The organism is Nisaea sp. (assembly GCF_039990255.1).
Classification (GTDB): domain Bacteria; phylum Pseudomonadota; class Alphaproteobacteria; order Thalassobaculales; family Thalassobaculaceae; genus Nisaea.
Window position 1 is genome coordinate 1 of the sequence record NZ_JBDXGG010000003.1, and the last position, 7449, is coordinate 7449.

Genomic DNA, 7449 nt, shown 5'->3' on the forward strand with positions numbered 1-7449 from the left:
GACCCGACACCAGGCGCGCTTTTTGGAGCCAAGCATTTTCTGCCGATGTTTGCCAAACGCTGGCGCGCTTTGCGTCCGGGAGGACTTCAGGCATGGAATGCCGGATTCGAAAGCCGGTCGCGCTGGTCGATGGACCGGCAAACGCCGATGGAGCGGACGCGTATTCTCTCTCCGCGCCCATCTCGGGCGCTTACCAAGGAGACCCTGCGCCGGGCGCGGGAGTTGCTGCCGGCCTTGCGCGACATTCCGGTGGAGGCGATCTGGGCAGGCTATGTCGACAGCACCCCTGATGGTGTGCCCGTGATCGATACGGATACCGGGGTCGAGGGCCTTATGCTGGCGGCGGGTCTTTCAGGGCATGGTTTCGGCATCGGGCCCGGGGTCGGTCATCTGGTTGCCGATCTTGTGCTTGGCAGGCAGCCGATTACCGAAGTGGCGCAATACCGTCTGGCCCGTTTCCAGGACAGCCAATGGGGCAAGGTCGCCAGCTTCTGATTTGCCCGCGGCTCCTTTTCTGCGATGCCCGATTGACGATCCGCGAAACCTTCTGCCTCTGAATATCGTCACAAAGTGCTTTCGGCTGCCGATTGCGCAGATACGGCAAGTTCGACCTCGGGGCGAACGGCATACTTTCGCCGTTTTCGAGTTGAGGATTTTCCGTGGCCTAATTCTTTCGATCCTGGGAACGTAACCCTGCCGACCGGCGGCTGGAAGGGCAGCGGCCTCGACAAGGGTCTCGGCCGTGAGGCCCATCTCGCAAATCGGCGAACCAAATCGGTGCTGATCGATCTTTGATCGGCAAGGGAGTTTTTTAATGAAGAGCTACAAGATTGCCCTGGTTCCGGGCGATGGCATCGGCGTCGATGTGACCGACGGGCGATGGTCGCCACAGCCGACCAATCGAAACCACAGTGGGATCTAATCGTCGCCATCCCGGAAGTCGGTGGCCTGCATCATCGCTACGAGCGTAGTGCCGCCTAACCCTGGTGCCGGTTCACACCAAGCAGAACATGTGGCTTGGGAGGGACCCGTTTCGCTAAGAATCCGTCAATTCCCCTCTTTTGAGGGTCGGCGACGTCCTACGCCTAGGCCGGCCAACTTTTTTGGCGCCAACGCGGCTCGGTAGAACCAAACGCGCGTGGTTCTGATCTGAAATCGCTGTCCGTAAATCAGAGATTCCGAGTTTTGAACAACCACAGGGAAACGGGCCGGCTATCCCGTTGAGGGGGCGGCAATCTCTTCGTCATGGAACAGCCCAATCGCCTTGACCACCGTTCCCCATAGCCACAAGGCGATACAGATCACGATGCCAATCAATGCCGCCGCGATGACCACGACGACCAGAACCGCCATGATGGCGAGCCCGACCAGGGCACCGACTCCGGCAACGGTAGCACCGCCGGAGGTGCTGACGGTGGAAATCGTGTTCGGGCACGCGCTCGCGTCGAGGGAGATGTCACCTAAATTGGCGAAGATCATCTCTCCGATGGCGGACAACATCTTCATGAACACCTTTTTCAAAATTTCACCGATCTTGCCTGCGATCTTGGAAATCGCTTGGGCAACTTTGGGGATCATGATGGCCAATTGCACAACCTTGACCCCCTCCTTGGCGAAGTCGATCAGGGATGTCTTGATAGAGTCCCATTGGAGCCCAATCACCAGGAATCCAGCCACCATCAACGCGCAGGCTCCAAGGAACAGCATCATCGCATTGAAGGCAGTTACCACAAATTCGATGCACCGTGCCATGCACATTGCGACTCCGGGCATCGACAGCCCACCCAAAAAGACGATTGCTTGGGCGAAATGATATAGGCAGTCGAACACGATCATCATCGCCACCGCGCTGGCGATGGTAATCCCGGCTAGTTTGCATGTGGGGTGTGCGTCGAACTGATTGTAGTCTTTGATGAAGGCGACAATCGAAAACACCGATCCAGGGATGCGCAAGACTGCGCGCAGGATGCGGATGACACTGGTGCAAAAAAAGGCCACCGCCGACGGATTGCCGGCGGGCTCCGCCGCGTCCACCTGCTTCAAGATGGCGAATTTGTTCTCAACGAACTTCAGCACCGTGTCCAAGGCCATGACAGCCACGGCGCCGGTGATCGGTTGCAACATGGCAACGATCTTGTTGATGCTGAAACCGCTGCCGCCATCATTCGCCTTCTGGATCTCGCTTTCCGCGGCATCACCATCCGCGAAGCTCTTCTCGTCAACCGGATTGGCGGCGGCACCAACAGATTTGGGCTCCGGATCATTGGCGATGCGAATGCTGGCCTCGTGCGCGCGTGAGGTCTGACCGATGGAAAACAGGCACTTGAAGATGTCGCCGAACTGAAACGCGGGGTTGACGATGGCATCCCGCGCTTCGACCGTGATCAAATCCTTGCCGGTGACGACCTTGTTCAAGATTGAGCCTGCCGCCGCCGTCGGCAGGGTGAGCACGTCCAACAAATCCACCCCCCGTCCGTCCAAGCTGAAGATCTTGAACACCTCGCCGATGAACGGGATTCCAGAGAAGGGAGCGGTCAGGATTTCCTTCATGCAGCGCACAGCGGCGGCTGCGACGCGCAGGATCGCGACGATGATCGCCTCGGTCTTATCGATAGCCAACCGGGCCACTTCCGGCAGGCTGGAGAAGATGCTGGGGATCACACCCAGTAAGCTTTTCAGGTCGCGCGGATCCGGGTTACCATATTCTTTGAGGTAGCGTTGGATCGGCAGGTTAATGCCTTCCCAAAATGCCTTGGCAGTTTCTTCCAACAATCCTTCGAGCGACTCCAGCAGCTCTCGCGACGCGGGGCTGAGCACATCCTGCTTGAGGTCCGTCATGAACTTTGTGACCACCTCCCAGGCCGCGTGGACCGCATCCATTACCGTGTTCAAGGCGGGGTCGTCGGATGCCAGCATGCGCATCAACTCCGCCGGGCTGGCGATGCCGTCCCGTTCCGCGCGGCCCTGCGCGCCGGTACTTTTCTCCGCCAGTTCGGGGGGCAGGAGAGAAGACAATTGCGTGCCCATGTGATCAGCGAAGGCGGAGATCTGGGAGAACAGATCCTGTGTCCAGGTGACAGCTTTGTCGCCCAGGATCGTGGCCAAGCCGTCCAATCCCTTCAGCGCGAAGGCCCGCAACACATCGTTGGCGCGCATAATGCCGGCCCAGCCAAGCTTCTCTGCCAGAAAACCAAGAACCGCGTCGGCGGCGTTCTTAATCGCCTTGCCGGCCTTGTCCAACAGATTGGAGATCGAACCGATGAGGGATTCGACAGCGTCCAAGGCGTCGGCGGCACGGAAATGCAGATCAACCGTATGGCCGCCGATGGTGAAGTTGATGCGGATGTCGCCACTGGCGCGAATGGTGGAGACCACAAGGCGGGCGACGTCGACCACTTTGTTGCGGACTTGCAGCAGGAAGTCGCCCAACCGCTTGCCGATCTGTTTGAAGAATTCTTCCGCGGTCGAGATGGCGTCTTGCAGGAATTCCGACGGATTTGACAGGTCCCAGTTGCGAACCGTCGTGCTGATCTGTTGGTTGTCATTCACACCGACTTCGAAGGTCTGAACCTTGTCGCCCGTACGTGAGCGTGGGTCGGTCTTGCCAAGGCCGTTTGCCAGGCTGCCGCTGACATCGCGGTACAGGTCGGTCAGTTTTGCCGCTTCGTCGTGGCTCAAACCTTGCGGCAGGATCCCTGCCTCGATCAGGGTGGCTGACGTGGCGCCCTTCATTGCCCCGCTCAAGCGAGGCATAGTGCGGACATCAGGTTGGACCTCTGTCCAAGTGTCGGAGTCCGACGGGCGGACATGGAGCTTGGGCGCGGTTAGCCGGTCCGCTGGCAGACGCACCCGCACAACACCAGTGGCGTCGGCCTCGGCAAGCACACCTTTGCTCGGTGTCAGCAGGTGGGCGTATTGTCCGATATAGGCGACCACCGGGTGGCTCGATTGGATCTCAACTCGAGCGAAGGGCGCTGGGCTGTTCTTAGCGTTCTTCACTACCAGTCTTGCTAGATGACACCGGGTGGCGTCGACGGGATCGCTGTCCTGGCGTGGGACGGCCAGAGTGTCATAGGCCCAAAGGCTGTTCTCGACGCATTGAGAAATGCGTTTGACCTGACGCTCCTTGGTGACAATGAAACACTCCGGTCCGGACAACATCGCCCGTGGCGCGCCGACGGCGACCGCCTCTTCGCCAAGGCAAATCCAATCCTCGAAATCCAAGCCGTGCGCGCCGCTGTCCGCCTTCTGGCGCAAGACCCACATGCGTGTATCTGCATCGGTGGCGAACACAACTAGGTTGTTCGTCGCATCGCGACCGGTGGCTACCGACTTGATGGAAGAAGGCTGCCCCGCCCCGCCGGTAAGCCCAAGGGCTGACAGCTCAGCATCGCCCTGATAACCAGTCAGGTAGGAAAGGTTCCCGCTCTCTCTGTCATGCAACAAAACGCCCCGATCTCCCACGCGGGCTGGCATGGGCAGAAGCCGGTCGCCGGATATCTGACCGTCGAGACCGGACAGGGAAACACTGGTCTCATCGTCAACTTTCAAAGTCTCATCATCGATGGTCACCGGCCAAATGAACATCTCGTTGGCGTTGCGTGTTGCGATGCGGGCCGTCTCTCCCGCACCACCCGGCAAGAGGCGCAATTCGGAAATACGGTCTGGCCACATCTCGTTGTTCGACTCGCGCCACTCGCCATGACGATTTTGATAAATCAGGAACATCCGGTCGTCTTCCCGACGGCCGCCGGGGTCTGCGGAGATGCCATGCAAGATGTGACGCCCGTCCTTGCCTCGAAACACGGCGATCTGGCGCACGCGATCCAGATGGTTGCGCACCGGGCGCTCATCCAAACGCGCCAGCGCCCACGGATGCCAACCGTCCTCGTCCGTGAACTGCATGGGCAGGACGAACAAAAGGCTCGGATCGTCGTCGCGTTGAAACTGAACAATTGTGTTGATCGCCGGCACAATTCGACCGTCTTGGGTGCGCTGGGTCTGATAGAAGGCGTCGATCCGATCGACCTCTTGCAAGGGAACGGGTGTGCCATCCAACCAGCGCAGGGCGGGCAGATCCGCTTCGTGCAGTTGATAGCCGGTTGAACTTTGTAAATCGGGGCGAATGTGAACCAGCTTGCCGGTCTTGCTCACGGCATCCAAGCGGGCGGTCACCACCTCAACGCAGGAACCCGCCGCGTCCTCTTGGCTGTCGCTGTCTGCGAGCGGGCGCTGCACGACAGCAAACGCGTCCGCCGACACGTCCCCAACCGGTGGGATGGTCCGGCTTAGATGTTCGACCATGGTTTCGGCCGAATACTCAATCGTCACACCCTTGGAGAACTCCGATTTGCGAGCGGCGGTCATGGCGAGATCTCCTTCGGTCGGACGTATGGTTGGGCGGTAGATGGTCTTTCTCGAGTAATTTGTTATTCGGATTTCGTGTACTTGTAACACATGGTCAGGACCTGATAGGGCAGGCGGAGTTTGTCGTCGTGGGTATGGCCGTGGAACTTGTAATCCCCCGGTGTTGCAAAGGCCTTTTTCCAAAGGAATTGGGTGCCGGCCACACCCTGTTCGTTGATTGGCAGAACAATGTCAATCTCGTGGTTGTGAGACGGGAATTTCTTGGCGGGAACCGCTGAACCCGAACCAAGAATTCGGTTATTCGCCCGCTCTTTTGCGGAACGGCCTGATCTGGGAGTTGGCAACCCCATTAGATAACGCCCGCGCACATGGTTGACTATGCGCCATGGCCCCGAGGGGCATTCGTTGCCACCGCTGAAAAAGAACGAAAAACCTTCCGGTAGCTTCTTGGCCGAACCGTCGCTTCCAAAGCCGCCGCCTTTGACTTTCCGACAGGCGAGGAACGCAGCGGTGGGAAAGTCCGGTTCGGCGTGATCGAGCCATTTGTCGCGCCGGTTCTGCAGACTGTTCTCGGTCCTGAGCTTTTGTTTCCGCACGTCCTGGGAAGCGACGGATGTGCTGGCGATGATAGCCTCCGCCAGGTCTTTTGTACTCAGTCGTACATCAACCTTGGGTCCGGCCTTCCGCTCAGGTTCCGAGAAAGTGCCAAAGGTGACGGTGTGATTGTGTCGATAGATCAGCCGCCCATCTTCTGGATAAGTGCTGCCTATGCTCATTCCGTTCAATTCTTTGGGAGCCGGCATGGGCGCGCGACCGTTCAGGCCTTTTTCCATCTCCCATCCGCTGGGGCACCCCTCACCATCTGCAGTGGAGAACAACGAAACCGACTTCACCGGCAATCCTGGAATGACAGCTGCTGCTGACTTTTTGCAAAGCAGGATCTGAGTGATCGGTAAATTGCCGTGTTCGCCAAGCTGAAGTTTGTCGGATGTGGACGCCTTGCCGGATGCAGTTCGGCGGGTCCCACTCTTGCTATCGTCAATCAAGTGATTGTTGTCCCGGGCCAAATCATTTCCGCCACTTGCAAGCGCGATGCTGGTTACTGATGTCCCGATCTTGCCCTTCTGCTTGTGATGGTGCCGCAGGGCAATGTCGTCGTATACCATCGCGGATCCATGGGACAGATCCACTGGCTGGTTGGCGCCGGCGTCGTCCTTGCTCCACCAATCTCTGGCGAGACTCACCGCGGAACTGTGACGGGTGTTGTTGGTGCCAATGACGATCCTGCCCTGGGCTTGCGTAACCTCGACCCAAGTCTCCGGGCAGGTGGAGGAAGAAGTGGTAATAAATGATAGAATGTCGGCCGCGCGCGCTTTCGGCGGGCTATCCAGGATAGAAAGAAAAAAAATAACAACTGCAGCGACTAATATTCTCCACATTAAATCCTCCAATAGGCGTGCTGCGTGGACTTTAATTCAACCCTCATAAAAAGATGCAGTCCAAGATCCGATTAGCGAGACAGATTTTATGTTCAACTTGTTCCACTGTTGCGGGTCGCGGACCTTGAGCCGACATTCCTCAGATTATTCCCAAACTCAGCTCGGATGGTATGCGAGCAGGTCTCGTCGTGCAATCATAAATGGCATTTATCTTTCAACCACTGGATGGGCATTGTCAGACCAAATTGCCTCGAGGCAATGGGCAACGGTATATAACTTTGACGGATGAGAAACCCTTTCCAATATTTCAACAATTCGCCCGAGATCATCCGGTTCGCGGTCATGATGTCCGTGAGATATCCGCTGTCGCTCCGCCAGCTCGATCCTCTCCGTGAAACCGGGCGCGGAGGGATTGCCGCCGGCTTTGCATACTGCGTCCGTATCAGTGACCCGTCGGGGCGACGGCGGGCATACCCTGGCCATCTCGGGCCGGGGCCATCTCGACCCGACACCAGGCGCGCTTTTTGGAGCCAAGCATTTTCTGCCGATGTTTGCCAAACGCTGGCGCGCTTTGCGTCCGGGAGGACTTCAGGCATGGAATGCCGGATTCGAAAGCCGGTCGCGCTGGTCGATGGACCGGCAA

At 58.3% G+C, this 7449-nt stretch carries 2 protein-coding genes and 1 pseudogene; 2 read left to right on the forward strand and 1 reads right to left on the reverse strand.

What is annotated here, in order from left to right; genetic code table 11:
- Positions 1-495: FAD-binding oxidoreductase (locus ABJ076_RS00610; protein WP_348513289.1), on the forward strand; the 495-nt coding region annotated here is incomplete at its 5' end.
- 717 nt (positions 496-1212) lie between these two features.
- Here the strand turns inward: ABJ076_RS00610 and ABJ076_RS00615 are convergent.
- Positions 1213-5550 (reverse strand): hypothetical protein, encoded by a 4338-nt coding sequence (locus ABJ076_RS00615; RefSeq protein ID WP_348513290.1) that lies wholly within the window; start codon positions 5548-5550, stop codon positions 1213-1215.
- A gap of 1647 nt (positions 5551-7197) precedes the next feature.
- Here ABJ076_RS00615 and ABJ076_RS00620 point away from each other — a divergent pair.
- Positions 7198-7449, forward strand: a pseudogene (locus ABJ076_RS00620) (D-amino-acid oxidase); the annotation flags it as partial.